This is a genomic window from Methanobacterium sp. (assembly GCA_016222945.1).
GTDB lineage: Archaea > Methanobacteriota > Methanobacteria > Methanobacteriales > Methanobacteriaceae > Methanobacterium_D.
The window spans coordinates 5,150-5,952 of sequence record JACRPY010000001.1; the positions used below are offsets into that span (position 1 = coordinate 5,150).

The 803-nt window shown below is 33.3% G+C and carries 1 protein-coding gene; it reads left to right on the top strand.

Features of this window, described 5'->3' with window-relative positions:
- Nucleotides 1-166 precede the first annotated feature (166 nt).
- Nucleotides 167-803: hypothetical protein (locus HZC47_00035; protein MBI5679278.1), on the top strand; the 637-nt coding region annotated here is incomplete at its 3' end.

The window sequence follows — 803 nt, forward strand, 5'->3', positions numbered from 1 at the left end:
AAGCTACCCAAGGATATAACTATGTTAAAGCTAAAGCTACCCAAGGATATAACTATGTTGCAAATAAAGTTAATGATACGGTGAATTGGTTTAAAGGTGCAGTAGGATGGCATTAATCAGTATGGAATAAAAAAATAGGCATTCGGATAAAAAAAAGTTTTATGGAATGAAAAATATGTTTTTAAAGGAAAAACCAGCCCGAAAAGTAGCAGAAAAAGTACTAAAAAACTTCAGTGATATTGAAGGATTAAAAGAAGTGGTGGAGGGCATATTAAATTTACCTGATTCATGGGTTTATGAGAAGCTGGTTCATGGTGTTGTTATGGATCATCGTGTGAATTCTGGAGATTATGATGAACCTTCAAAGTTAATTAGGTTTGCATCAAAGAATATGAGTAAATTTCCTTTGAACATACCTTTTGCACCATTATTAACTGCAAAAGATGTTTTGGTAATCCATACACCAATTTATGATTTGTTTAGTATTAATTTAGGCAGTGATTTTACTCCTGAGGATTTGCATAAAATTTTTTATGGTGAAATGGCTGCAAGAATACTTTTCATGCTTGAAGATTTTGATTCAAATCAAGAAACACCCCAACCTACAGCTGAGTTCTTTAAACGGTTAGGTAAGGTTAAATGGCAGGATAAAAAAGTTAAGAAACTCTTTAATGGTTTGCATGAAATAGGGTATATGTCTGTGTTTAATAATTGGAAAGGTGCTGGGGGGAGAACACCAATCTTCACAAATACTGAAAAAGCTTTTATTTTGCTTTTGTCTGGTTGTAGTGCTGTGGTTGAGG